Annotated in this window: 17 protein-coding genes, 2 tRNA genes and 2 pseudogenes; 15 read left to right on the forward strand and 6 right to left on the reverse strand. The window is 62.8% G+C overall.

Annotation, left to right across the window (positions count from 1 at the left end):
• The first annotated feature begins 28 nt into the window (after positions 1 to 28).
• The gene (locus SJY18_RS10825) at positions 29 to 1,048 is read left to right on the forward strand and encodes a hydroxyacid dehydrogenase (protein ID WP_396667562.1); all 1,020 of its coding nucleotides are present in this window, start codon (positions 29 to 31) and stop codon (positions 1,046 to 1,048) included.
• Between the two features lie 31 nt (positions 1,049 to 1,079).
• Here the strand turns inward: SJY18_RS10825 and SJY18_RS10830 are convergent, their stop codons facing one another.
• On the reverse strand, positions 1,080 to 2,702 hold the full coding sequence (locus SJY18_RS10830) for a sulfatase (protein WP_396667563.1): 1,623 nt from the start codon (positions 2,700 to 2,702) through the stop codon (positions 1,080 to 1,082).
• Between the two features lie 208 nt (positions 2,703 to 2,910).
• Here SJY18_RS10830 and SJY18_RS10835 point away from each other — a divergent pair, with 208 nt between their 5' ends.
• On the forward strand, positions 2,911 to 3,978 hold the full coding sequence (locus tag SJY18_RS10835; protein ID WP_396667564.1) for a LacI family DNA-binding transcriptional regulator: 1,068 nt from the start codon (positions 2,911 to 2,913) through the stop codon (positions 3,976 to 3,978).
• A 61-nt stretch (positions 3,979 to 4,039) separates the two neighbouring features.
• Here the strand turns inward: SJY18_RS10835 and SJY18_RS10840 are convergent, their stop codons facing one another.
• A complete protein-coding gene (locus SJY18_RS10840) occupies positions 4,040 to 5,818 on the reverse strand; it encodes an ABC transporter ATP-binding protein (protein ID WP_337337032.1) in 1,779 nt (592 codons plus the stop codon).
• Between the two features lie 114 nt (positions 5,819 to 5,932).
• Positions 5,933 to 7,576 (reverse strand): phosphoglucomutase (alpha-D-glucose-1,6-bisphosphate-dependent), encoded by a 1,644-nt coding sequence (pgm, locus tag SJY18_RS10845; RefSeq protein WP_337337033.1) that lies wholly within the window; start codon positions 7,574 to 7,576, stop codon positions 5,933 to 5,935.
• 118 nt (positions 7,577 to 7,694) lie between these two features.
• Here pgm and pheA point away from each other — a divergent pair, with 118 nt between their 5' ends.
• Complete coding sequence (gene pheA / locus SJY18_RS10850) at positions 7,695 to 8,654, forward strand: prephenate dehydratase (RefSeq protein ID WP_396667565.1); 960 nt, start codon at positions 7,695 to 7,697, stop codon at positions 8,652 to 8,654.
• A gap of 25 nt (positions 8,655 to 8,679) precedes the next feature.
• Here pheA and SJY18_RS10855 read toward each other — a convergent pair whose 3' ends face one another.
• The 3 genes from SJY18_RS10855 to SJY18_RS10865 form a co-directional block, all read right to left on the reverse strand.
• Positions 8,680 to 9,741 carry an LLM class flavin-dependent oxidoreductase gene (locus tag SJY18_RS10855; RefSeq protein WP_396667566.1) on the reverse strand — a complete coding sequence of 354 codons (1,062 nt, stop codon included), beginning with the start codon at positions 9,739 to 9,741 and terminating at the stop codon, positions 8,680 to 8,682.
• A gap of 74 nt (positions 9,742 to 9,815) precedes the next feature.
• Positions 9,816 to 11,189, reverse strand: coding sequence for a cryptochrome/photolyase family protein (locus SJY18_RS10860; protein WP_396667567.1), 1,374 nt, complete (start codon positions 11,187 to 11,189; stop codon positions 9,816 to 9,818).
• Between the two features lie 55 nt (positions 11,190 to 11,244).
• Positions 11,245 to 12,234, reverse strand: coding sequence for a diacylglycerol/lipid kinase family protein (locus SJY18_RS10865; RefSeq protein WP_396667568.1), 990 nt, complete (start codon positions 12,232 to 12,234; stop codon positions 11,245 to 11,247).
• A gap of 55 nt (positions 12,235 to 12,289) precedes the next feature.
• Between SJY18_RS10865 and serS the strand changes: the two genes are divergently transcribed.
• From serS to SJY18_RS10925, 12 genes and pseudogenes are all read left to right on the forward strand, one after another.
• Positions 12,290 to 13,564, forward strand: a complete 1,275-nt coding sequence (gene serS, locus SJY18_RS10870; RefSeq protein WP_396667569.1) for a serine--tRNA ligase — start codon at positions 12,290 to 12,292, stop codon at positions 13,562 to 13,564.
• The gene (locus tag SJY18_RS10875; protein ID WP_396667570.1) at positions 13,561 to 14,469 is read left to right on the forward strand and encodes an HAD family hydrolase; all 909 of its coding nucleotides are present in this window, start codon (positions 13,561 to 13,563) and stop codon (positions 14,467 to 14,469) included. Before serS ends, SJY18_RS10875 begins: the two co-directional genes overlap by 4 nt.
• A gap of 170 nt (positions 14,470 to 14,639) precedes the next feature.
• A tRNA-Ser gene (locus SJY18_RS10880) sits at positions 14,640 to 14,724 on the forward strand.
• Between the two features lie 61 nt (positions 14,725 to 14,785).
• A complete protein-coding gene (locus SJY18_RS10885; protein ID WP_396667571.1) occupies positions 14,786 to 16,072 on the forward strand; it encodes an LCP family protein in 1,287 nt (428 codons plus the stop codon).
• A gap of 6 nt (positions 16,073 to 16,078) precedes the next feature.
• Positions 16,079 to 17,386 (forward strand): LCP family protein, encoded by a 1,308-nt coding sequence (locus SJY18_RS10890; protein WP_396667572.1) that lies wholly within the window; start codon positions 16,079 to 16,081, stop codon positions 17,384 to 17,386.
• Positions 17,387 to 17,477: 91 nt separating this feature from the next.
• A tRNA-Ser gene (locus SJY18_RS10895) sits at positions 17,478 to 17,566 on the forward strand.
• 654 nt (positions 17,567 to 18,220) lie between these two features.
• The gene (locus tag SJY18_RS10900; protein ID WP_396667573.1) at positions 18,221 to 19,432 is read left to right on the forward strand and encodes a hypothetical protein; all 1,212 of its coding nucleotides are present in this window, start codon (positions 18,221 to 18,223) and stop codon (positions 19,430 to 19,432) included.
• 80 nt (positions 19,433 to 19,512) lie between these two features.
• Complete coding sequence (locus tag SJY18_RS10905) at positions 19,513 to 19,710, forward strand: hypothetical protein (protein ID WP_396667574.1); 198 nt, start codon at positions 19,513 to 19,515, stop codon at positions 19,708 to 19,710.
• A gap of 719 nt (positions 19,711 to 20,429) precedes the next feature.
• The gene (locus SJY18_RS10910) at positions 20,430 to 21,005 is read left to right on the forward strand and encodes a hypothetical protein (protein WP_396667575.1); all 576 of its coding nucleotides are present in this window, start codon (positions 20,430 to 20,432) and stop codon (positions 21,003 to 21,005) included.
• Positions 20,927 to 21,680 (forward strand): annotated as a pseudogene (locus SJY18_RS10915) (IS5 family transposase); the annotation flags it as partial. The gene SJY18_RS10910 and the pseudogene SJY18_RS10915, both read left to right, overlap by 79 nt.
• Positions 21,681 to 21,699: 19 nt before the next feature.
• Positions 21,700 to 22,233, forward strand: coding sequence for a hypothetical protein (locus SJY18_RS10920; RefSeq protein ID WP_396667576.1), 534 nt, complete (start codon positions 21,700 to 21,702; stop codon positions 22,231 to 22,233).
• A gap of 1,256 nt (positions 22,234 to 23,489) precedes the next feature.
• Positions 23,490 to 23,721: pseudogene (locus SJY18_RS10925) on the forward strand (integrase core domain-containing protein); the annotation flags it as partial.
• Positions 23,722 to 23,729 lie beyond the last annotated feature (8 nt).

The raw sequence follows: 23,729 nt of genomic DNA on the forward strand, positions 1-23,729 counted from the left end.
AGCGCGCCGACCCCTAGGAGACTCGAGAGTGCCACACGCCAGCAGTCAGCGTCCGATCGCTCTCGTGGTGATGGAAGAAGCGCGCCGTGCGGAGGTCTATCCCGAGCACGTGCTTGCCGCGCTCGGCGATCAGGTGCGGTGGGCGCGCGCGCCAATGACCCGGGAAGAACTCCTCGAGGATATTGGTGTGCTCAACGCAGTGGAGTACCTGTTTCTTGGATGGGGCGCCCCAGAGCTCGACGAGCGCCTACTTCAGCATGCCCCGTCGTTGAAGCTTGTTCTGATGGCGGCAGGGTCCATTCGGGCGACCGTGTCGCTGGCCTTCTGGCGGCGTCGGATCCCGATTGTCTCTGCGGCTGCCGCGAACGCCCTACCTGTTGCAGAGTTCTCGGTGGCGCAAATCGTGCTGAGCTTGAAACATGCTCATCGCGTTGCACGTGAAATGGCTGACCCAGATCAGCTTGAAGCGCCCTCTCGTGCAGATATCCCCGGTGTGTATCGGCGATCGGTGGCATTGCTGTCCTTGGGTGCGATTGGCCGGCTGGTCGCGGAGAGGTTGGCTCCGTTCGATCTGGACGTGTTTGCCTACGATCCGTTCCTCCGCACAGAGACGGCTCGCACTCTTGGAGTTACCCCCATCTCTCTGGAACAAGCCTTCGCGGCATGTGACGTCGTGAGCTGTCACATGCCGCTCTTGCCGGAAACCCGAGGAGTCATCGGCGAAAAATTGCTCTCATCCCTCAAACCGGGGGCTGTGCTCATCAACACATCGAGGGGTGCGGTGATCGACGAGCCGGCACTGATCGAAGTGCTCGGCAAGCGCCCTGACATCACGGCGCTGCTCGATGTCACCACCGACGAACCCGTTCCCACCTCATCGCCGCTGCGCCGCCTGCCGAATGCGTTTCTCACGAGCCACTCCTCCGGATCTCAGGGACGGGAGCGTTGGCGTCTCGGCGAGCTCGTCCTCGAAGAGTTCGAGCGGCACAGATCAGGAGTGCCGCTTCTGTACGCGGTCACAGAGGAAGAGGCTCGCTCGAGAGCATGAGGGGAGCGATGTGCTCACTCCCCTCACCTCATCAGCCGATACGGACCGTCTCGCTGGCCTCGAAGCCGAGCCGCCATGCTCGAAACCACACGGGCCCGTCGTCTTGCGGGATCGGGTCGGTGTAGACATTCCAGGGCAGGTCGAGTTGGATCCGCCTGCCCAGTCGGGCTTCGAACTGTTGCGGCGGGCGCAGATCCGGCTCGTTCCTGGTCCACCCGATGGATGCTCCCTCGGTTGTCGAGGTTGCGCGAAGCATCCCCTCTTGCATGTCGACCTCGGGGGTGTCGGTCTGAGGGCGCACGCCTCCGGGGCTCCACGCACGGATGAGGTCCAGTTCGTCTTTCAGGCCAAGGTCGCCGGTGCCGCGCATCCATTGGTCGAGCTGCTCGCGCAGGCGCGAGACATGGTCGGCCACAGTGGGGTCGGCGATGAGGTTCGTAGTCTGGTGCGGATCGTTCACGAGGTCGTAGAACTCCTCGGGCTCCTTCGTCGTTGCGACCAGACGGCGTTGCGGTTCGGTCAGCAGGCTCGGCAATTCGCCGTCGGCAACTTGTCGCGCCTCGGCATACTTCATCATCCGCAGACGCTGGGTCGGCGGGAACTGGTCCGGGTACTTGCCGAACTGCATCGGTGAGCGATCGGGGTGCATGTGGCGGATGTAGCGATAGCGGTCGTCCCGCACCGTGCGAGAGGTGTCCTCGTCGTCCATCATGCGGTCGCGGGCGCCGAAAGCGAGTCCGTCCGACACCAGCGCCGCGCCGGCCGATGAGATCAGGGGGGCGCTGTCCATGTTCTCGGGCACCTTGACTCCAGCGATTTCCAGAATCGTCGCGGCGAGATCCATCGTCTCGACCACGTCGGTGCGTACCTGGCCACCGGCGATCGCGGCCGGCCAGCGGACGATCAGGGGAACGCGAAGCCCTGCTTCAGCGGCCCAGCGCTTTCCTCCGGGCATTCCGATTCCGTGATCGCTCCAGAAAATCACCACGGTGTTCTCTGAGAGTCCGTCCGCAGCAAGGTCATCGACCAGGCGGCCGACCCACTGATCCATCGCTGATATCAGGTTGAGGTAGTTCGCCCAGGCAGTGCGGAACTCGGGAAGATCGGGATAGTACGGCGGCAGGGTCACCTCTGCCGCATCACGACGCGCGTCGGGTGCAACCTGCGACAGGACGTCTACCAGCCGCGCCCCGTCCTCGTACAGCTTCGACTCGTGGGTGATCAGGCTGTGGAACGCCGCGAAGAACGGCGTCTGCGGATCGGGCCGATCTCGCCAATGAGCGTTATCGCCGCAATAGTCGAACGCGGTGGGAGGAACATCGAACTGGAAGTCGGTGAACCAGTTGTTCGTGGCGAAGTAGCCTGCGCGGCGCAGAATCTCGGGCACGAGTTGAACCTCGGGCGGGGGTACCGCGTTCGCACGCATGTGCATAGTGCCGGCCGCAGTGGGATAGACACCGGTGAAGATGGCTGATCGGGCGGGGGCGCACACGGGAGCAGCAGCTAGCGCGGAGTCGAATCGCACCCCTTCTGCTGCTAGAGCGTCGAGCCGTGGGGTGACGGCTTCTTCTGCTCCCGGCCACACACCGGCGTAGCACCCAAGATGTGGGTTGATGTCGTGGGTCGAGATGAACAGGAAGTTCGGACGGGCCATTGTCGTCTCCTTGAGGCTGTAGGGATGGCAACCGGTCGTGGGTTGCGCTGCGCTCGTTCAGCACTCCTACATTATTCGATGAGACGCATCTATGACAATCGGTTGCCATAGATAGGGGATAACCCGCGCTTGGGCCTAGGATTGCGGTGTTGCTGACTTTGGTCAGATCACAGTTGCAGGAGTATTCCGCGACGGAGAGGGCAACCCAATGAGCGACGATTCCGATGCCGAACCCCAGCGCAGCGTTCCCACGCGTCGTCGCTCGTCCGGAGGCGCCCCGACCATCTACGACATCGCGGAGCTGACGGGGGTCAATCCCTCGACGGTGTCCCGCGCGCTCGGCAAACCAGGTCGCGTGAGTGCGAAAACCGAGGCAAAGATTCGGGCTGCCGCGGCGCAGCTCAATTTTCGCGTGAACCCCATGGCGCGGGCTCTGCCGACGGGCCGCACGCACACCCTGGCGCTGATCGTTGCAGACATCACGAACCCGCTGTTCTTCCGATTGGTCCGAGGGGCCGAGCTCGCAGCCACCGGTGCCGGGTACGCTCTCGTCATCGCAGAGTCTCAGGAATCGGGCGACGCCGAAGCCGATGTCATCGAGCAGATAATGCCGAGCGTCGACGGGATCGTTCTGGCGACGACGCGACTGTCGCCCGAGCGCATCGCCGAGATCGCCTCACGAAAGCCGCTGGTCGTCGTCAATCGCGAGGTCGTCGGCGTGACTGCGGTCGTCCCAGGCGTCGAGCGCGGCACGCAAGCGCTTGTGTCACATCTCTACGAAATGGGTCATCGATCAATCGCATATCTCAGCGGGCCCGTCACATCGTGGATGAGCGAGCGCCGCTGGACCATCATCCTCGAAGCCGCCGAAGCGCTCGGCATCGCTGCGGTCGAGATCGGGCCTGCCTCCCCTACACTCTCAGGCGGACGAGAAGCGCTCCGCCGCGTCATCGCCTCCCGTGCGACCGCAGTCGTCGCGTTCAACGACTTGATGGCGATGGGGCTGATGCAGGCCGCAGCAGAGGCTGCGGTGGTGGTTCCGGATGAACTAAGCGTGGCCGGCTTTGACGATATTTTCGGAAGCGAACTTATTTCGCCGGCCCTGACCACGGTGCGAGCGCCCCTCGTCGAGATGGGGCAGCGCGCAGTGGTGGGAGTTCTCGCGGCGGTGTCGTCGGAAGACGACGCAGTAAGCGAAGACATGCCCGCCCTAACGACGGAGCTCATCGTCCGGGGGTCAACCGGTCACGCGCCCGGCGGGCCGTTCAGTTCCTAGCCGCTAGACGCGACATGCGGCTAGAACTGTCGTTCGTCGGCGGTGAGCGGAGCACTCCGAACTAGGGGTTGAAGCCTGACTGCGTCGCGTGCAGGTGTGCGTACCGCCCATTTAGTGTGAGCAGCTCATCGTGTGATCCAACCTCGACGATCTCACCGTGCTCGAGTACGACGATGCGATCGGCCTGACGGATCGTCGAGAGCCTGTGGGCGACGACCAGGGTGGTGCGCCCTTTCATCAGGCGGTTGAGTGCTTCTTTGACGAGTTCTTCAGACTCGGGATCGAGCGCGCTCGTCGCCTCGTCGAGCAGCAAGATTCGGGGGTCGCGTACGAGCGCGCGGGCGATCGCAAGCCGTTGGCGTTGACCACCCGACAGGCGAGAGCCCCGCTCACCGACTACCGTCTGCCATCCGTCTGGGAGCGCATCGACGAACTCTGCGGCGTTGGCGTCTCGTAGCGCGCCGCGCAGACGATCGTCATTGATGTCTTCAAGCCCGTACGCGATGTTGTCGCGGATCGTTCCCTCGAACATCACGGACTCCTGAGGCACGACCGACACGTATCGACGCACCGTGCGCAGATCGAGCTGCTGCATGTCGTCGCCGTCGAGCAGAATCTGGCCTGAAGTAGGGCGCACGAAGCCCAGCACGAGGTTGAGCATGGTGGACTTGCCCGACCCGGACGACCCCACGAATGCGACTGTCTCACCGGGTGAGATGTCGAGGTTGATGTCGTGCACCGCGTCGCGGTCAGCTCCGTCATACCGTTGGCTGACGTGCCTCAGATCTATATGGCCTTCGACAGCGTCGACGTCGCGCTTGCCAGCGTTCTGCTCCAGGTCGGGCTCTTGCAGCACCTCGGCGATTGACCGCATCGATTCCATCCCGCGCGCGCCAACCGGGATGAGCATCAGCAGCTGGGTAAGCCCCTGGGTCAGCAGCGCGAAGTAGGTAGACAGCAGCACTACCTCACCCGGGGTGATCGGTAGCACACCGGTCAGGGCGAAGATCGCGGCCAACACGAGAGTGCCGAACCCGAGGATCTGCATGGTGACCCATGAGATGGATGCGACGTGACCGTTGAGCATGTCCAAGTGCAAGCCCGCACGTCGAACGCCGTCAGCACCGTCGGCGACCCGGGATACCGCCGTCTGCTCCAGCCCGTGGGCGCGGGTGACGGGGATGAGGGATGCCATCTCTCCCACACGGGCGGCGAAGCCCTCAACTTCGCGCCGGAACACCTCGTTACGGGTGCGGGAGCGTCGGCTGAGGGCCCAGCGCAGTCCGAGAGCGATTGGCACGGCCAGCGCATAGACGGGCAGGAACTGCGGCACGGCGATCGCTGTCATCGTGATGGCGCCGGTGAGCACCATCGTAGAAGACAGCAGCGGGTGCGTCAGTTGCTGCAGCATGAGCTCGACGTTCTCGACGTCGCGCACGACCTTCGTCTGCACAATCGCCGCACTCACTCGCGTGTGGTAGCCGATGGACAGTGCTTGCAGCCGCTCGGCTAGCGCATTGCGCAAGTCTGCACCGGTGTCGCGGACCACGGTCATGAAGTTGCGGGTGTAAACGATGTGGTTCGGGTAGTTCTGCAGCAACAGAACCAGTGCCACGCTGAACCACACGAGCACCGTCGTCACATCGCCTCCGCTGGCGACGATATCGATGATCTCGGCGGTCACCACTGGCAGAAACCACACGGGGATTTCCTTCGCGGCGAACGCGAGTATCGCCACGGTCATTCGTCCGGGGCGCCGGGCTAGCAGACGAAGGATCGACCGGGCAGGACGAGGTCCCTCGACGACTCGGATGGTATTGGTAAACGCTTTCTGCGCCATGATGCTCTCATTGTAGTGATTGCCGCGATGAAGGGCTCGCGCCGCCATCTCGCACGCAATCACTCCGGCGATCTCGCGTCGGGTGAGTTCGGTGAGAGCGCTCTGCGCCTCCTGTTAGGCGTCGCCGAGAGCGGCAGCTACAACTGCGCGAGCTTCCTCTTGCACCTGCGCGAGGTGCTCCGGGCCCCGAAGCGACTCTGCGTACAGCTTGTAGACGTCTTCGGTTCCCGAGGGCCGAGCGGCGAACCACGCGTGCTCGGTCTGCACTTTGACGCCGCCGATTGCGGCGTCGTTTCCTGGCGCGTGCGAGAGCTTGGCGGTGATCGGCTCACCGGCCAGCTCGGTGGCGGTGACGGCGTCGGGTGAGAGCTTGCCGAGAGTCGCCTTTTGAGCGGGGGATGCTGCCGCATCCACTCGCTGATACGCCGACGCACCAAACTCAGCCTCAAGCTCGGAATACCGCTGCGACGGAGTCTTGCCTGTCACTGCCAGGATCTCGGCCGCGAGCAGGCACAGCAACAGACCGTCTTTGTCGGTGGTCCACACCGAACCATCGAAGCGCAGGAACGAGGCGCCCGCTGACTCTTCGCCGCCGAATGCGACGGAGCCGTCAAGCAAACCGGGGACGAACCACTTGAACCCGACCGGAACTTCAAGCAGGGTGCGGCCGAGCGATTCAGCGACTCGGTCGATGATCATCGACGAAACGAGCGTCTTGCCCACCGCCGCGCCTTCGGGCCAGTTCGGGCGGTGCGAGAACAGATAGTCGATCGCCACCGCAAGAAAGTGGTTGGGGTTCATCAGCCCGGCGTCGGGCGTCACGATTCCGTGGCGGTCGGCGTCGGCATCGTTGCCGGTCAGAATGTCGTACTCGCTGCGCTTCTGCACGAGTGAGGCCATGGCGTTGGGCGAAGAAGGATCCATGCGAATCTTCTCGTCCCAGTCGAGCGTCATGAAGCGCCAGGTGGGGTCAACATCGGGGTTCACGACCGTGAGGTCGATGTCATAGATCTCTGAGATCAGCGCCCAGTACTCCACCGAGGCACCGCCGAGAGGATCGGCGCCGATGCGCACCCCTGATGACTTGATCGCTGCCATGTCGATGATGTTCTCGAGGTCGCGAACATAGGCATCGCGAAAGTCATACTCGCCGAGAGTGTCTTCGTTGATGTCTTTGTGAAGTGTTCGCTGCAGGCCCTCCAGATTCGCTTCGATCAGCGCGTTGGCGCGGTCGGCGATCCACCCGGTGGCGTCGGTGTCGGCTGGCCCGCCGTGCGGAGGGTTGTATTTGAAGCCGCCATCACGCGGGGGGTTGTGGCTCGGGGTGACGACGATGCCGTCAGCGCGGCCGGGGTCGGCAGCATCCCGTCCCTTGTTGTAGGCGAGAATCGCGTGACTCAGCGCGGGAGTCGGTACCCACGCATCACGGGAGTCCACACGCACGTCGACACCGTTCGCCACCAACACCTCGATCGCGCTGCGTTCGGCGGGGAGCGAGAGCCCGTGCGTGTCGCGTCCGAGAAACAGCGGACCTTCGATGCCCTGTGCTCGTCGGTAGTCGACGATCGCCTGAGTCGTGGCGAGAATATGCACCTCGTTGAAACTCGCGAGCAACGACGAGCCGCGGTGGCCGCTCGTGCCGAACGCCACGCGTTGCGCGGCGATGCTCGGGTCGGGTTTTACGTCGTAGTAGGCGGAGATGACCTCGTCGATGTCGATGAGGTCGGATGCTTCGGCTGGCTGTCCTGCGCGGCTCATGAGAACAGTCTGCCTGTGCCGAGCCCAATCTGTCTCGTTCGTGTCGACTTCACACGCGGTTCACTGCTGAAACCGATCGTGATCGTTGGAAAATGCGCGCGCGGCTAGGCTGATCCTCGTGACTTTCGAGCCAGAATCCTCCGCGCGCCGCACCTACAGCTTTCTGGGACCGGTCGGCACCTTCACCGAGGCAGCGCTTGCGCAGGTGCCTGAGGCGCGCGGTCAAGAGTGGCGGTCAGTGCACAACGTTGGCGAGGCGCTCGCCGACGTCGTCTCGGGTCGCTCGCACGCGGCGGTCATCGCAATCGAGAACTCGGTAGACGGCGGGGTTTCGACCGCGCAGGACGCGCTCGCCACGATGCCCGGACTGCGCATCATCGGCGAGTATCTCGTGCCGGTCGAATTCGTGCTGGTGGGGCGCCCCGGCGCAAAGCTGGAAGACGTCGCGTTGATTTCGGCGCATCCCGTCGCCTACGCGCAGTGCTTGCAGTGGCTCTCGTCGACGCTGCCCGCGCACGCACATGTTCCCGCAGCCAGCAACGTTGCGAGTGCGATGGGAATGCTCGAAGGAACGAGTGATGCAGATGCTGCGATCTCACCGCCCGGCATTCTTGAGCATCATGAACTTGAGCTTCTTGCATCGAAGATCGGTGACAACGCCGACGCCGTGACTCGTTTTGTGCTCGTGGCGCGCACGGTCGCGCCACCGAGCCCGACCGGCGCCGACAAGACATCGCTTATCGTCGAACTGCCAGAAGACCATCCCGGTGCTCTGCTTGAGATGCTCGAGCAGTTCGCAACGCGCGGCATCAACCTGAGCCTGCTCGCTTCGCGCCCGATCGGCGATGCTCTCGGCCGATACCGATTCGTCATCGATGCCGATGGCCATATTGAAGACGAGCGTATGGCGGATGCGCTGCTCGGGCTGAGGCGATTCAGTCCGAAGGTTATTTTCTTGGGCTCATATCCTCGCGCTGATCACGCCGTTGTGCGCTACCCCGAGCGGTACTCGAACGATGTGTTCGCTGAGGCCCGGGACTGGCTTCGCGGACTCATCAGCGGCGAGCCCGAGGCCTGACTGCCGCTACCGTCAACGGCTGGGCCTAACCCGCCTGCGCCGCTGCGATCAGCTCAAGAGTCTGAGAACGGCCGGGGCTCGTGTCGAGTGCTTCACCTTCGTAGGCGCCCGCGATCGGCGAGATCATCACCTCGTCAACTCCCCACTTGCCCGCGAACTCCGCCAGCGATGACGCGACACTTTCGCCGGTGCCGATGAACCATCCGGCGCGTGCGGCCTGACCCATCGTGTCGCCCATCGAGTCGAAGTCGCTTGCGCCGGCGAGCGACTGCTCCACCGTTTCTTGCGCGATGAGCGGGCGGTTGCTGCGCAGTCGAATCATGGTGCGCAGATTGGGGAGCGTGCGTGCTTCGGCTTCTTCGTGGGTGGGGGCGGCAACGGCGTTGACAGTCAAAAAGGTGCGCGGTTCGGGGTTTTCCTCGCTCGGCTGATACTTAGTTCGGTACAGGTCGAGCGCGCGCTCAAGGCCCTGGCCCGAGAAGTGGTTGGCGAAGACGTAGGGAAGCCCGTGCGCTGCCGCCAGCTGGGCCGAATAGTCGCTCGAGCCAAGCAGCCATACCTGGGGCATCGTCGTGGCACGAGGGGTGGCGGTGACTTCGTAGGTGCCGCCCGACGCGTAGCGAACACTGGCGCCATCGGGCGATACGAGCGAGCGAATGTCGGTGATGTGATCGGGAAAGCGATCGACATCGCTCGTGGTGCCGCTTTGACGCAGCAATTGAGTGATCACCGGGTCGCTGCCAGGTGCCCGGCCGAGACCAAGATCGATGCGGCCCGGGGCAAGTGCTTCAAGAGCGGCGAACTGTTCGGCGACCACCAGCGGAGAGTGATTGGGCAACATGACTCCGCCCGACCCAACGCGAATGCGCACCGTGCGCGCAGCCGTAGCAGCGACGAGAACGGGCGGGGTCGTCGAGGCCACCGCGGGCATATTGTGGTGCTCGGCGAACCAGTAACGGCGAAAGCCGAGATGGTCGGCGCGCGCGGCGAGAGCAAGCGACGCGGCGACTGCCTGTGCGCTGGTCTGACCGGTGCGCACCGGCACGAGATCAAGCACGGACAAGGCGGGGGCTGGTGCGGTAGTCATCGTCGGTCACAACACGGTGAAGCATCCGAAGTATTCCACGCCCAGCAAATTCCCCACCCACCGCGGCCGCAGCGTCACTTCGAGCGCTTCACCACGTTGTAGGCATTGAGCGCCGCCCCGCGTGAAGCACGCAGGTCAACGATCGGCGCGCTCGCCAGCTGCCCGGCCGTCCACCGACTGATGTACTCACCGTGCGGGTCGAACTTCTTTGCCTGCAACTCGGGGTTGAAGATGCGAAAGTAGGGCGCCGCATCAGCGCCTGAGCCCGCAACCCACTGCCAGTTGAAGGGGTTGCTTGCGGCATCGGCGTCGACAAGGGTGTCCCAGAACCACTGTTCGCCGTGTCGCCAGTCGATGAGCAGATTCTTGGTGAGCAGCGACGCGACCACCATGCGCACACGGTTGTGCATGGTGCCGGTGTGCCAGAGCTCGCGCATTCCGGCGTCGACGAGTGCAACTCCGGTTCCTCCGTGCTGCCACGCGCTGAGCGCGTGCTCATCGAGCGGCGGCCACGGAAACGCATCGAACTCGCGGCGCCAGTTCTGATTTGCGAGATCGGGGGAGTGAAAAAGGGTGTGCCAGGCGAACTCGCGCCAGCCGAGTTCAGACAAGAACCGATGAGTGGATGCTGCGGGCTCCGCAACCGCAAGCGTTTCGTGCCACACGGTGTGGGGGCTCAGTTCGCCCCATCGCAGGCGCGGCGAGAGCAGTGAGGTCGCGCCCGCTGCCGGTTCATCGCGGGCGCGATCGTAGTCGGCGAGATCATTCGTCAAGAACTGTTGCAGCCGTTCACGGGCTGCGGGCTCGCCCGGTTGCCATGTCTCGCGAAGCCCTCCCGCCCAGTCGGGGGTATGGGGCAGAAGACGCCAATCGTCGAGGGCGTCAGACGCGACGCGGTGCTTCGCACCCCTGATTTCGGTGGGCTCAGCGAGCGGCTCGCGGGGTGCAGGCAGCGACTGGCAGGCGCGCCAGAACGGCGTGAACACCGAATAGGGCGTGCCCGCACCGGTTCTCACCGTCCACGGTTCGAACAGCAGCGAAGCGGCAAACGACGCCACCTCGACCCCCCGCTCGCGCAGCTCCTGTTTCAGCGCGGTGTCGATTTCGCGTTCGGGGCCCTCGTAGCGCCGGTTCCAGAAGATCGCTGAAGCATCAGCATCCTGAACTGTTTGCTGCACCACTTTTTCTGCGGGCCCTCGCCGCAACACCAGCTGTGCTCCGCGTTCGCGCAAACGCTCGCCGAGGGAAGCGAGCGAGTGATGCAGCCACCACTTTGCGGCGCCGCCCAGGGGGCGCACGCCGGGTGATTGCTCGTCGAGCACGAAGAGGCACAGAACCGGCCCGCCGCGTTCGAGCGCCGCGTGAAGGGCAGGGTTATCGGCTAGGCGCAGGTCGTCGCGAAACCAGACGATCGAGGTGGATGCCGCAGTGCTCTGTTGCCCGCTCATGCAGCAATTGTGCCTCGACGTGAGCGGCTCGGGGCCGTGCTTGCGTGGTCGCGTGTCAGATCTTGTGACCTCGCGGCACCGACAGCAGCAGCGAGCCTGCGTCGATGCTCACCGACACGCGTGAGGCTTCGCCGAATTCGTCACCGTCGAGTTGAACGGGGTGCGCTCGATCGGCGCCGACGTCGATACCCGAACCGCGCGAATAACGCACCGCGCTGTTCTTGGTGCGCAATGCAAGCACCTGTCGTCCCGCGCGGAATCGCTGCAGCACGCTGTTGTCCCACGCCACCCGGCGCCACACCAACAACCATCCGAGTGCACCTTTGGGTTGGAATACGACAACGTCGAGTGCACCGTCAGTGACGGATGCTTCGGGAATCAGATCAAGCCCGGCCGGAAGCTGCCCGCAGTTGGCGAAGAGCACGCTTTGCACTTTTGAGGAGTGCAACCGTGCCCCCGGCAGTTGGTACGAGACTCGGAATGGCTTCGCGCTGGGCAAAGAGCGGGCAGCTCCGTCGACATATGCCACCCAGCCGACGCTCTTTTTGAGTTGCGCGTTGGTGTTGGCGATCATCGCGGCGTCGAGACCCATGCCGCCCATCACGACGAACGCGTGCTTGTCTTTCTGGCCGTCGGCTCGCACGAGTTCCGCCCAGCCGACATCGATCGCGCTGACGTCGCCGGTGAACGCCGCGCGCACCATCAACATGGGGGAAGAGAGCGGAAGCTTCAGATTGCGTGCGAGCAGGTTGCCGGTGCCGCTGGGAATGATCGACAGGGGCACGCCGCTGCCACTCATGGCTTCTGACACGGCGCGCACCGTGCCGTCACCGCCGGCGACGAGAACGACGTCGACGTGCTGCTCGAGCGCTTCGCGCGTGACACCGTCGCCGAGGTCATCGACCTGGGTCTCAAAGAAGAGCGGCTCTTGCCAGCCAGCTTTGGCTGCTTCATCAACCACGGTGGCACGCAGTTTCTTTTCGTCCACTTTGGTCGGATTGTAGATAAGCGCCGCCCGCTTTGATTCGCCGGAAGCCTGTGTCATGGGCCAACAATATCGGGCTGGATGCTGCTTCCGTGCCGCTGACTAGACTTGTGCCGTGATTGATCCCGTACTTCTCCGCGAAAATCCTGAGCTGGTCAAGCGCTCGCAAGCCGCGCGCGGGGAGTCGGTGGACTCTGTCGACGAGGCGCTCGCCGCAGACAGCGAACGCCGCGCAGCTATCACCGCCTTTGAAGAGCTGCGTGCTGAACAGAATCTGGCGGGCAAGAAAGTAGCGCAGGCGCCGAAAGAAGAGAAAGCCGCGCTGGTTGCGCAGGCGAAGGATCTCAGCGAGCGTGTGAAGGCGGCGCAGCACGCGGTCGCTGCCGCCGAAGAGGCCTCACAGGTCGCGCTGGCGAAGATCGAGAACATTGTGCTCGACGGCGTTCCCGCCGGTGGCGAAGCCGACTTCGTGACGCTGCGCACGCACGGCGACGAGCCCACGTTCGATTTTGAGCCGCGTGATCACCTCGAGCTCGGCGAGATGCTCGATGCGATTGACATGGAGCGTGGCACCAAGGTTTCGGGGAGCCGCTTCTACTTCTTGAAGGGAATCGGCGCGCGCCTCGAGATCGCCCTGATGAATCTCGCGCTCGATCGCGCGCTGCAAGAGAATTTCGTGCCGCTCGTTCCGCCCACGCTGGTGCGGCCCGAAGTGATGCGCGGCACTGGCTTTCTCGGTCAGCACGCCGCAGAGGTCTACCACCTGCAAGACGACGATCTTTACCTCGTTGGCACGAGTGAAGTGCCGATGGCGGGCTATCACATGGACGAGATCCTTGATCTCGGCAAGGGGGCCAAGCGTTACGCCGGTTGGTCGACCTGCTATCGCCGCGAGGCTGGGTCGTACGGCAAAGACACGCGCGGCATCATCCGCGTGCACCAGTTCAACAAGCTCGAGATGTTCGTCTATACGGCGCCCGAAGACGCTGAGGCTGAGCACCTGCGCCTGGTGGGTATGCAAGAGCGGATGCTGCAAGACCTGGGTCTTTCGTACCGCGTGATTGACGTCGCCGCGGGCGATTTGGGCTCGAGCGCCGCGCGCAAGTACGACATTGAAGCCTGGGTGCCTACGCAGGGCGCGTACCGCGAGCTGACGTCGACGTCGAACTGCACGACGTTCCAGGCTCGGCGCCTCGATATTCGTCACAGGCTGTCGGCTGAGCATGGCGGAAAGACGCAGCCCGTTGCAACGCTCAATGGAACTCTGGCAACGACGCGCTGGATCGTGGCACTGCTCGAAACCCATCAGCGCGCCGATGGATCGGTGTTGGTGCCCGAAGTGCTGCGGCCCTTCCTTGGCGGACTCGAAGTCATGGAGCCCGTCGAGTGAGCCACGCTCAGCTGCCCCCGATCGGCGAAGTCGAGGTAGCTGCGCCGGCTGAAGCCGCCGAAAAGGTGGAGCAGGCAGCGCACGACGCCGAAGACCCGCGGGTGGCGGCTATGCCGCTGCTCATTGCCTTGGACCTTGACGGCACGGTTCTTCTCGAAGATGAGACGCTCAGTTCCGGAGTGTTCGACGCCGTTGCCGAGGCTCGCGAGGCGGGTCACGAAGTCATGGTCGCCACGGGTCGCAGCTGGGAGGGCACCGCCGATGTGCTCGCGTTGCTGCAGATCGCCCCAGAGTTCGTGGTCTGCTCAAACGGCGCCGTGGTGCTCAAGCGAGTTTCGATTGAACCGCTTGAGTATGAACGCTTCAAGGTCGAAACCTTCGATGCCACCGACGTGTTGCAGCTGCTGCGTGCGCAGTTGCCCGATGCTCACTACCTGGTCGAGCTGGCTGACGGGGCGCGGCGCTACACCGACTTCCTGCCAGATTGGAAGCTGGAGCGCACTGAAAAAGTGCTGTTCGAAGAGCTCGCAACTGATCATGTCTGCCGCGTCGTGGTCGTGGCACCAGATCAACACGAGAAGGATTTTTCAGCGATCGTCGAGAGCATCGGCCTGCATCATGTGTCATATGCCGTGGGGTTCACTGCGTGGCTCGACATCGCGCCGAAAGACATCGACAAGGGCACGGGTCTGGAGCTGGTTCGCACTGAACTGGGCATCGCTCCCGATCACGTGATGGTCATCGGTGACGGCCGCAATGATCTCGGCATGTTCCGTTGGGCGCTGCAAAACGGAGGTCGCGCTGTGGCGATGAGGCAGGCTCCGCAAGAGGTGTTGGATGCTGCCGGCGAGATGACGCTTTCGGTCGAAGAAGGTGGCGTCGCAGCAATTTTGCGAAGTCTCTGAACCTGCTCGGGAGTGGGTTCTCGCCCGAATTCTCAAGCGTCGCGGGCGTACGGCGGAATCTCGACGTGCCCTCAGGGCGTGCACAGGCACCGCTGGAAGAATAAGTTCGCCGCGGCTGTCGGCTAGACTCGACGATTGTTCGATGAAATGTCATTCGTGGCATGTCGTCGGGAGGGTTGTCCGAGCGGCCGATGGACCTGGTCTTGAAAACCAGTGGGCAGAAATGTCCCGTGGGTTCGAATCCCACACCCTCCGCAAGAAATAAGGTGTGTCGGGGGAGAATCAGAGAACGAAGCATTCCCCGAGAGGACATCGAGTGGCAAAGACGTCTCAGCGCGCACCGCGTGGCCGTCGCACAGTTGCCCGGCACGGAGAGCTTCGTTCCCCTCACCCGGCATCGCTCGTGTTGAAAGTGCTGGGGATTGTCACCGCCGTCGCACTCGTGTCTGGCGCTGGAGTCGCAGCGTATGCCGTGACCGACATCGCGGTCGAGGTCGCTCAGAACTCAGTTGAACTCGAGGGACAAGAGGCCGTGCCGCCCGACCTCGGCGCAATTGAAGGCGGCGTCAACCTGTTTCTGGCTGGCACCGATGCATGCGAACCAGAGTATGCGGACTACTTCGGTGAGCGCTGCACCGGCGAAGATGCTGGCGGCGAATTGAATGACGTCAACCTGCTCGTTCATATTTCAGATGAACCTCGCCGCGTGACGGTTATCTCTTTTCCTCGCGACCTGATGCTGTCGATTCCTGAGTGCACCGATGAAGACGGCGTGACGACTTCTGCGATGTGGAAGCAGCCGATCAATGCGGCATACAGCTTTGGCGGGCTGTCATGTGTGGCGAAAACAGTGTCGCAGCTCAGCGGTCAGAACATCCCGTTCGCGGCGAAGATCACCTGGGGTGGTGTCATCGAGATCACCGACGCGATCGGTGGCGTCGAGGTGTGTCTTGCCTCGGGCATCAGCGATCCATACACCGGCATCAACTGGCCTGCCGGCAATCGCACCATCAGCGGAATTGACGCTCTTCAGTTCTTGCGCACGCGTCACGGTGTTGGCGACGGCAGCGATCTGGGTCGCATATCTAATCAGCAGCAGTACATGTCGCGCCTCGCGAACAAACTCATGAGCGAAGATGTGCTGTCGAATCCCGCGCTGCTCTACAAGCTGGCAACCACAACGGTGGAGAACATCACGCCCAGCAGCTCTCTCACCAACCCGGTCACTCTCGTGCAGATTGCGCTCGCGGTGAAGGATGTTCCGTTCGACGAGATCTCTTTTGTGCAGTACCCGGTGTTGGAAGACCCCGATGACCGGAACCGCGTCGTGCCTGACGAGGCTTCAGCAGCCGTGCTCTGGGCCGCGCTTGATGCCAACGAGCCCATCGTGATCACGGGTGACGTGGCAACGAACGGCGGTGTCGTGCTCGAAGATGAGGGATCGGACGATGTCGTCGACGAGGCTGCCGAGCCTGATGACTCGACCACAGAGACGCCCGCGGCGACGCCTGCGCCCACTGAGACCGCGGTGGAGTTGCCGTCGTCGATCACCGGTTCCACGGCGGCGGATGCGACCTGCTCAAACGGAAATGTGAACTGGTAGCAAGATATGACCGATCAGTCCAGAAGTGCCGGGCGCGAGACCATCGCTCGCCACGCCGACGTCAAGCAGCGGCATCCCTTCTTTCAATTCATCGCAATGTTTGCGGTCGCGATCGCGGTGATCGGCGTGAGCGCGACCGGTGTCGCCGCATACGCAGTGTGGGATACCGCCAACGCGATTGGTTCAGCGGCTGTCGCGCTTGACGGTGACGAGACCATTCCGCCTTCTTTGGGAGCCATCGAAGGCGGCGTGAATCTGCTGCTCGTCGGCACCGACTCGTGCGAGGGGCAAGACCTGGAGCTCTTCCCGCGATGCGCTGAGGATGATGGTGGTGAGCGCAACGACGTCACCATGCTGGTGAACATCAGCGACGAACCGCGCCGGGTTACGGTCGTGTCGATCCCACGCGACATGGTCGTGCCGATTCCGTCATGTTCTGACGGTGACGGTGGCGAATACTCTGCGATGAGCGCGCAGATGATCAACGTTTCGTATATGTATGGCGGGTTGCCGTGCACAGTGTCGACCGTTGAAGAACTCACGGGTGTTGACATCCAGTTCGCCGCCGCCATTCGGTGGACCGGGGTGATCAACATGTCAGACGCCATCGGCGGCGTGGATGTGTGTGTCTCTGGCGACATCAGCGACAGCCACACCGGCCTCACGCTGGCGGAGGGCAATCACACGTTGATCGGTGCGGAAGCGTTGCAGTTCTTGCGAATTCGCCACGGGATCGGCGACGGTTCAGACCTTGGACGCATCTCAAACCAGCAGCAGTTCATGTCATCGATGGTGCGCAAGTTGCAGTCTGAGTCGGTGCTCGCGAGCCCGGGAACCCTGTTGAACTTGGCCAACACCGCGGTCAGTCAGGTGACGGAGGGGCAGTTGGTGCTGAGCCAGTCGCTTACGAATCCGACGCTGATGGTGCAGATCGCCATGGCGGTGAAAGACGTCGAGTACGAAGACATCGTGTTCGTGCAGTATCCGACCTATTACGGCACCGGCGCGGACGCAAGCCATGTGTACCCGGTGACGGAAGCGGCGGATGTGCTGTTCACCGCTCTCGCCGAAAACCAGGCTCTCAACCTGACGGGTGAGGCAAGCGCGGGGTATGGCGTTGAGGTGACCGGTGAAGCCGAGAAGGCTACGGCTACGCCGACCCCGACCGCGGAGGCGACTGAGTCGGCCGCTGAAGGGGAGACTGAGACCCCAGCGCCCGCCGAGACGTCGACCGCAGAAGAACGTGTTGATCTTCCGTCGGAGATTACGGGCACAACTGCAGCCGAAGTGACCTGTACTCAGCCCGAAGGGTGACCTGCACTCGGCCCGAGGGTGTGAGTTCGTCGGCATGCCGATGAGCAGTTACAATTGACAAGCGCATTGTGCTTTTCGAAGCTCATTGCCTGGAGACGTCGCATAGTTCGGCCTAGTGCACCACCCTGCTAAGGTGGAGACCCCTTAAGGGGTCCGAGGGTTCAAATCCCTCCGTCTCCGCGAAAAAATCCCTGGTCAGATGCGATTTCCGGTTCGGAAAGTCGTTGTTTTGCGAACAGTTTGCGAAGAAATCTGTTCGCAACCGTGGCCGACACCACTGCGCCGCATGAACAGATAGCGCCTAAATCCTTGATTGTTTGCGACCCGGCACAGCAAGGGGTGTTGAGAAAACAGAGGGGCGTTGCCCTCCTGTTTTTTGTGAGCTGATCGTCGCCATGCCGCAGCGCGGGCACAAGAGTTCTCTCTGGTCGAACGAAGTGAGGCTGGGCAGGCTGTGGTGGGAGCGACCTGGCCATGGTGGCCTGAGCCTTGCGGCGGCTCGAGAATCAAGTGCCACGCGTTCCGCATGAGCGGGTTCGCTCGTGCTTGGGATTGCGAAAGCTCTACCGACGATGAGTGAGTAGCCGAGTTTGGTGGTCCAACGCGTCTGGACTTGGCCATGCAGAAACAAGACGTCTCGCGTTCCGAGTGCCCACTCGCCGTTCCCGCGAACGTCGACGATGAGGTCGCCGTCGAGGATGACAAGTGTTGTCTCGTCGTGCGAGTCGAACCATTTGTCCACATTCTCGCCCATGTCGCTTCAGGGCCTATTTCGATACTCTCCTCACTCTCATCCGCCACAAGCAATCCAGCGACACCCCGTAGCCTGAGGTGATGAGCGTTGACGGTGGCGAGCTGGGACCGGTTGAAGTTCTGGGTGCACCGCTGGGACTACCGTGCGGCCTTGTTTTGAAGAACCGCATCGTGAAGGCAGCGATGTCGGATTCTTTGGGCGATGGCACGGGGGATCCGAGTGCTGCGCAGGTCGAGTTGTATCGGCGCTGGGCCCAGGGTGGGGCTGCACTTCTGCTGGTAGGAGAGGTGCAGGTCGACCCGGCCTATCCTGAACGCCCGGGCAACCTTGTGCTGCATCCCGGTTCTGATGATGAACGACTGCGTCAGCTTGCGCTTGCAGGCTCTGAGAGTGGGGCCCATGTTTGGGCGCAACTCGGCCATGCCGGTGCGTTGGCGTGGTCTCCGATCTCTTCCGCTGCAGGTCCGTCGGAGTTGCACATAGATGGACTGCACTGCGGCGAGCTTCCTCTGGCTGCCGTCGAGGCTCTACCTCAGGTGTATGCGCGCGCTGCGCGCCACGCGCAGTCCGTCGGATTCTCCGGCGTCGAGGTGCATGCGGGCCATGGGTTCTTGCTTAGCCAGTTTCTCTCGCCACTGTTCAATCATCGAACGGACCACTACGGCGGCAGCATCGAGCACAGATCTCGGATCCTCACCGATATCGTGAAGCAGATTCGTGTCGAGGTCGGGCCGAGTTTCGGGATCGGTGTCAAGCTCAATACGAGCGACCAGCTTGCTGGCGGGCTGACCGAGGATGAGGCTCTGGTTGTCGTGTCGCTGTTGGGGGATGAAGCGATCGATCTTCTTGACCTCAGCGGTGGGACGTACTTCCCAGGTGCTGAGGCGAGTTCTGAGAAGCGATCTTCGGGCCCGTATTTTCTGGACTTTGCCCGACAGGCGCGTGAAGTGACCAATACGCCTCTCATGGTGACCGGCGGTTTCAAGTTCCGAGACGAAGCAACACAAGCTGTGTCGTCTGGAACGGCAGACCTTGTCGGTCTTGCCAGGACGATGGCTCTGGACCCGGAAATGCCCGCGAAGTGGCTTCAGTCAGCGGGTGGTGATCCGCCATTTCCCCGATTCGATGCACCGCCGCCCGGCGGCATCACGGCATGGTTCACCATGCGCCTCACAGCCCTCGCGAACCATGAGGAAACGACCTTCGACCTCACGCCGCGTCAAGCCATCGATGCCTACGAGTCGCGCGATGCCGCACGAATACCTACGTGGAAACGAACGCACGGCACTTGAGTCATTGAAGAAGAGTCGTGAAACCACTGTCTGACCCGGGCAATAGTCTTCGTCTAATTGAAGTCGGAACGGAAAAGAACATGGACAGCGACTACTCGGGGATGTATGCCGGTCTGGGGATCGGCGCGATCATCTTCTTCATTGTGTTGTACTTTGGAACGCTCGCGCTCACTATCTGGATTGGGTATTTGATCATGCGCACGGCTGTCAAGAACGGCATCCTTAAAGCCGACGAGGAGCGCGCCAAACGGCGACTACCGCAGCAACCGGGTATGTAGTTCTATCGCACGTGCGCTCGCTAAACTTCGCCAGCGGCCGAGCGAACTCGACGAAAGAATCTGGCTTGCATGGTCCGAACTCGTGCGAAGAATTTGCGAACACTCGAGTCACTTTGAGCATCGTTGAACGTGTTCGAACGAACGCGTGAATCGCCGTGAATCCGCGCAAACATGCGCCATCGCACGTCAGCGCACCCGGAAGGACCATGCAGCGGCGGGGTTCAAATCCCTCCGTCTCCGCGAAAAAATCCCTGGTTAGCCAGGGATTTTGCGTTCTGACTGGCATTGCTTGAGAAGCCCGATTTGGCGACTGGGGTCCCCCAAGGGTCCCCAAGTGGGGACCCCCAGGGGACCCTCGCGACCGATTCGCACGGCGGATTCGTGAGGGCTGTGCCCTCGTTGGACGTGGACTTCCGCGGGTTCCCGGTCGTCCGGGGCCGAGGGGGTGCGCCACCCGTCACAGGTGGTGTTCTCCCAGCGAAATGGACAGTCTGCGAGACTCGGCGGGCGCCCTCGCCCCTACGACACTCCGACGCTCGCTGCACCATGCTCCGCGACGGCACCCCTCTGTCGGCCGACCGCTACAGGGTCTGACCTCGCCGCTAGACAAGGATTGATCGGGGGCTCCCACCGTGTGCATCAAGCGCGATCGCCGCCGATGGCGTGACACTCCCGGTCGGGCCGACCGAGAGATGCTAGCGGTCCGATGTTGTGTGGTGATGAGAGTTCTTCCGCCGTCGCGCCAACACGGGCGTGAGGACGACAAGGCCGACGACCAGGAGCAGGAACAGCGGCGCGAGGATGGCGACAAGTATCTGGTAGAAATCCATCTTCCCGAGGGTACCGACCGTACCGTACCTGGAGTCAAGTCGTCCCTGCGCGGCGACTTTGACAAACAGGTCGCCACGCGTGTTTCATTCTGCAAAGCCGCAGGTCAATCTCTCGCGGCGAACGAGATACGAAACTGGAGTGAATACATGTCGAGAAGGCTAAAACTAGCGCTAGGTGCTGTGCTTGGAGTCGCGTCGCTGACGTTGGGTGGCGCGGGTGCAGCGGGCGCAACTACCGCCGCGGATCCACGCGCGGACATCTCCGCGGACGATGAGTTGCGAGCCTCGCTTCTCTCAAACGATGTACCGGCGGCCCAGGTCGACGAACTCGCGGCAAAGATGCTGTCAGGGGAGACACTCGATGTGTACGACGACGCAGTCGCCCCGATGAGTTCGGTCCGTGGCAGACGCTCTGGAAGCGGCATCGTCGATACGCTGGCGACGGCACCTGGGATCGAGTGCTGACGCGGATTCTCGCTGAGGCCGACGTGGCGGGGAAGATCGACTGGGCCGTGTCGGTGGATGCGACCATTGCCCGGGCGCATCAGCACGCGACGAACACCACGCGCCCCGAGCAGGACACAGGGGGGCGGGATCGAATCACAAGAATCTGCCCTGGCACCAGGTTGAACCGCCTGGTCACGGCATCGGCCGCTCCCGCGGTGGGCTGACGACGAAGATCCATCAGGCGGTCGACGGGCACGGTCGGCCGCTGGCGATGATCGTCACCGGAGGGTAGCGCAACGACGGTGCGATGCTTGCCGACGTCCTCGCCGAGATCCACGTCCCACGACTCGGTTCAGGACGACCACGCACCCGCCAGACGCGGTGCTCGCAGATCGCGCCTACGCGACTGGTGTGATCGGTGCCGAGCTGCGGCGGCGGGGAATCAAGACCGTCATTCCCGACAAGCGCGACCAGGCCGCTGCGCGGAAACGGCGAGGCAGTAGGGGTCGGCGGCCGCCGGGCCTCGACGTTGATGCGTACAGGGGGCGCAACGTCGTCGAACGGTTCTTCGCGCTCGCGAAGCAATGGCGCGGCATCGCGACGCGATACGACAAACTCGCCATCACCTACCGTGCAGGCGTCACATTGTGCGCCATCCTCACCTGGACCCGACTCGCGGGCGACGCGCGCTGACGACCGATACCGTTGGACAATGCCCATCGCGACGTTCGACACCGTCTTGATCAACGGCAGCGTCGGCACCGGGAAGACAACCGCTGCCGACAGGCTCGGTGGCGAGTTGGAGCGTTGCGGCATTCCCGGCGCGGTCATCGACGTCGACTGGTTGCGCCGATCATGGCCTGCGCCACCTAGTGACCCATTCCGAACCACACTCGCTCTGGAGAACATGCAAGCGATCGCCTCGAACTTCCGACGCGCCGGCGCACGCGTGCTCGTGGTCGCCACTGTCGTCGAAACTCTCGACGAGCTGCAGCGCAACACTGCTGCGCTGGCCTCCACAAGGCTGCTGCATGTCCGCCTGACAGCGACTTCCGACGCAGTGCTCCCACGATTGACCAGACGACATGACGACGATGAGGCGGCGCTGCACTGGCACACCCAGCGTCACCCCGAGTTGGCGCGCGCTCTCGACCAGGCCGGCTTCACCGATGAGCTGCGCATCGACACAACCCACAAGCAGCCCGCTGAGGTCGTCGAAGAGATCCTCGCGACCATCGTCGTATGAGCTGGTCAGCGAGATCGACGACCCCCGGTCAGTCGAATAGGAGACACGCCCTAGTCGGGGAAGGCCGCGGCCAGGCTGGCGCGCGCCGAGCGTGTCGAACGGACGGCAACGAAAAGCCCGCAACCCGGACGGATTGCGGGCGGGAGAGCGTGACATCAGTCACCTCGCCCGACACTATGAATTCATGATACTGCTGAGCTGGGATGGCCTCGAATCGGACAGCACGGAGACGTGCTCTGTGAGCGAATCCGAGGAGAGCATTCAGGTTGAGAGCACGGTCCACGGGGCCTTCGGAGAGTGTCTCTACACAGTGATCGCTGGCGATCACTGGCAGTTCCGTTCGCTGACCCTCGTGCTTGGTGCTCGATCGCTTCGGATCGGGAAGCCTCATTTGTCGGCGACCGACCGGCGGGCAGGGGCTATTCTTGCTGGCAGCAAGCGATGATGACCGGTGATGTAGCCGGACGTAAGGGCAGAGATGCCAGCTGAAATCGGGACCATCTACCACCGCTGGAGGTGGTTCTTTGTCGGTTTCGCGTGCGTCTCATTTGCGTCTACTTGAACAACGCTCAACGTCGTTGAACGTAGTCGAAGAGACGCTTAAACCCGCTCGAATGCGCGTAATCATGCGTCACCGCACGCGAGCCTAGATAACTGTAGGCGTGAAGCCAGGGTTCAAATCCCTCCGTCTCCGCCACAGAAAGACCTGATCAAACTAGGCTTCTTTTCGTTTCTGCCACGAAATCTGCCATTTCTGCCACGTTCGCAACCGCGAGGCCGTTGAGCATATCGCTCGGGTTCCCGAGTTAGTCGCTGACATTCTGCGAATCCTCGACCCGCGTGACGAACAGTTCGGCACTATGAAGGTCGGCACCGAGAGTGCGAATCCCCCGGTCTCACACACAGCAAGCCTGTTTGCTTGTAGTCAACAGCGCAGCAGGCTTCGGGAGACTGCTGCCCGGATAGGTGACAGGTTGCAGTCCCGCCGCCGGTGCGACGGTCGTGTTCATGATGGTCTCGAATTCGATGGGCGGCGCGCGGAACTACTTTCGATCTTCGAACGCTGCAACCACTTCTGCAGGGTCATGGGGCGGGCGACGGAGTCTTTTGCAGCAACATCCTTCAAGGCCGGCCCTCCAGGGCAAGCCAGATCAGATGTCACCTACTCGTGCAGCAGTCCCTCCGTGGGGTCTACCATCTCGTCAAAGCGAACCCCAGGACCGGCGAAATCAGGAGTCGACAACTATAGGAGCTTCAACGCCCTGGCCGAGACGGTCAACGGCTACTACAAGGCCGAACTCGTCCGCGGACCCGCATGCCCTGGCCCGTGGGAAGAGCATCGAGGACCTCGAGCTCGCGACCCTCGGATGGGTGCACGGGCACAACACGCAGCGTCTCCACGGCTACCTCGGCGATCTCCCACCCGCCGAGTTCGAGCAAGCCTATGCTGTCCAAGCCGACCGCGATCAGCCGGTGCGAATCAAATAGCGCGAGTC

It is taken from the genome of Microbacterium sp. R86528, from assembly GCF_044596335.1.
Lineage (GTDB): Bacteria > Actinomycetota > Actinomycetes > Actinomycetales > Microbacteriaceae > Microbacterium > Microbacterium marmarense.